This window comes from Bacillus sp. JJ1127 (genome assembly GCF_036965845.1).
Classification (GTDB): Bacteria; Bacillota; Bacilli; order Bacillales; family Bacillaceae_G; genus Bacillus_A.
This window is the reverse complement of the sequence record NZ_JBALQK010000393.1, coordinates 1-2,647: the sequence shown is the minus strand read 5'-3', so window position 1 is coordinate 2,647 and position 2,647 is coordinate 1. Positions and strand designations below refer to the sequence as shown.

Here is a 2,647-nt window from a genome sequence, read left to right as displayed (position 1 = left end):
GAGAGCATTTGGCCATGCATAGAAGCGGCCAGTGCCTTTTTCATTCACATACAAAGTTGAAAAGAAAGAGTAAAAGCGAGTGCAGATTATGTTTTATTTTGCATAGCAGCAACTGATATGTTGAAAAATTAAAATGGATTTTATAGATGGAAAGTAAACGTGAATCTAAGATTTCATATTTAAATAAAAAAGGGTCCTGAAAATTCGAAGGCACTGAAAAAGTCCCTCAAAAAAAGAAGATAACTACCTACTAATATAGGAGGATAGTTATCTTCTTTTTAATTTCTGTATATTGATAAAAATTCTGTTGTTTACTTAAAGTAGACAATTTTTTAGCAGCTTGATATGTTCTATGGTCACATTTTTTATCCTAATTTGTAATTTTATAGAAGCTATTTTTTAATGAAATACGAGACAAGAAATCCCGCGAGTAGATAAGAAGTTCCCATGGTTAAGAAACTATACTTTGCCCATTCATACCATCCTCCTGAGCTGTGAAGGATAATACTCATAATAGCCACCCCAACTAAAGCACCAACTTGCCGATTTACATTTAAAGTGGCACCCGCTATGTTCCCGTGTTCACGACCAGCTGATTGCATTACAATTGTAGTCATGGCTGGAACGGAAACACCAATTCCAAGATTTACGATGGAATAAATAGTTGCCGGCATCCAGTAAGGTGTATGTGGTGAGATGAAAGTTAAAACGAATGAACCGAAACTTGCGATGAACAAGGATATGAGCATAGGTAACTTAGAGCCAAACCGATTTGCTAGTTTTGCAAATAAGAGATTTCCAACTACAAAGACAGCCATCATTGGTAACAGTTGAAGTCCGGCTAGAAAAGGAGTAGCGCCTCGTGCGTGCTGGAGAAATAATCCAAACATGAAGATGCCACCAAATAATGCAAAGTTGATTAAAAAGCCGACAATGTTTGCAGAAGAAAATCGTTGATCATAAAATAACGAAAATGGAATGATTGGTTGTTTTGCATTACGCTCAGCGATGATAAACAAACTAGCGGCTATAATTGTGATAAGAAATCCACTTAGTATTTGTGGTGCCGTCCAGCCGTAGGAAGGACCCTCAATAAGGCTAAAAGCTAGGCTCGCTAAAGTGATAACACCTAATCCATGGTTGAAAAGATTTAGTTTGATTGCCTGGCGCGATGAAATAGGAATAACGTAGTAGGCAAGTAAAATTCCGATGATGCCAATTGGTAAGTTAATAATAAAAATACTTCTCCATCCCAATGTGTGGACTAATACTCCTCCGACGAAGGGGCCAATACCTGAAGCAACTGAAACGATAGCCGACCATAATCCAAACATTTTTGCACGTTGTTTTTCGTTTGGATAAGAAGCAGCTAGAAGACTAAGAGAGCTTGGCATAAATAGTGCCGCGCCCACACCTTGCAGGATCCGTGAGACGATAAGAATATTTCCAGACGATGCGATAGAGCAGAAAAGTGAAGCGAGAACGAAACAAACTAATCCAACTAAATACATATATTTCGCACCATATCGGTTCGCAAGTGACCCACCGATAAGGAGTAAAGAGGCAAATGATAGCATATAGCCATCTACAATCCAAGTGGCGCTAGAAATTCCCATATGTAAATTAACCCGAATATCAGCAACCGCTACATTTACGACAGTGACATCAAGCGTAGCCATAATAAAACCCATTGCGAGTGCGAGTAAAGTTATTATGCTGGAAGATTTCATTTGTTTCGTTTCTAAATGTGTTACTGAGCTGGTTCTCATGTTCAAGCCCCCAATATATATTTACTAATATTTCCCTGAACACTATAATAAATAAAGTGCTTTATTTATGGAAGTACTGATTTTTTATATAGTTACTATAATTTTGTATAGTTAAGGGGGATAAATGTGATGTGCGGAAAAGAAGAGCAACACATATCAAAATGTTCTATTGAAAAAACGATGAGTGTAATTGGCGGGAAGTGGACGTTTCTCATTTTACGAGACTTATTTTACGGACCAAAGCGATTTGCAGAATTGGAAAAATTGCTAGGTGGTATTAGCCCAAGAACTCTTTCGTTACGCTTAAAAGAATTAGAGAATGAAAAAATTATAGAAAGAACGGTTTACTCAACGATGCCACCTCATGTGGAATATTCTTTATCAAAAAAAGGCCAAACACTTCGTCCAATTTTTGATGCGATGAGAGCGTGGGGAGATTCGTGGAATGTTTTAGATTTGGAAGAAGATAAAAAGAAAAGTACAGCACTTAGTTGAAAGTGATGTATTTCACATTGAATTTAAATAACTTGTATTTTATAAATTAAATTTTCACAGAAAAAAACAACTTGCATAAGAACAAGTTGTTTTTTTCTAGGCTTTTTTCCATAGGGTACAACAAAGAAAGAGCGGAGAACACGCAAAATGTCAATCAAGTGGAATAGGGTAAATCTTTAAGAAAATTAAAGATTCGGAAAATTCTTAATCGCTAAGGGTATTTTTGTTACTCTTTCTTTGTAATTATGAGTTTAGCATTAAAAGTAAAATAAAACAACAAAAAAATACAAATTTTCTATAAATTCGACATTTTTTTTGTTACCGTAATCCTGCTTATTAGAATTCCATGTATATATATAAATCTATTTTCATTTTTCGACATC

2 protein-coding genes are annotated in these 2,647 nt (G+C 35.7%); one reads left to right on the top strand and one right to left on the bottom strand.

Annotated features, from left to right (window positions below):
- Positions 1–392 precede the first annotated feature (392 nt).
- Positions 393–1,769: an MFS transporter gene (locus tag V7183_RS24960; protein WP_097899407.1), complete on the bottom strand. Its 1,377-nt coding sequence runs from the start codon at positions 1,767–1,769 to the stop codon at positions 393–395.
- Between the two features lie 129 nt (positions 1,770–1,898).
- Here V7183_RS24960 and V7183_RS24955 point away from each other — a divergent pair, with 129 nt between their 5' ends.
- Positions 1,899–2,264 (top strand): winged helix-turn-helix transcriptional regulator, encoded by a 366-nt coding sequence (locus V7183_RS24955; protein ID WP_097899406.1) that lies wholly within the window; start codon positions 1,899–1,901, stop codon positions 2,262–2,264.
- Positions 2,265–2,647 lie beyond the last annotated feature (383 nt).

What these genes read in the sequence shown, in the direction of transcription:
- V7183_RS24955 (WP_097899406.1), top strand. Translation starts at nt 1,899, where the DNA reads ATGTGCGGAAAAGAAGAGCAACACATATCAAAATGTTCTATTGAAAAA.
- V7183_RS24960 (WP_097899407.1), bottom strand. Translation starts at nt 1,769, where the DNA reads ATGAGAACCAGCTCAGTAACACATTTAGAAACGAAACAAATGAAATCT.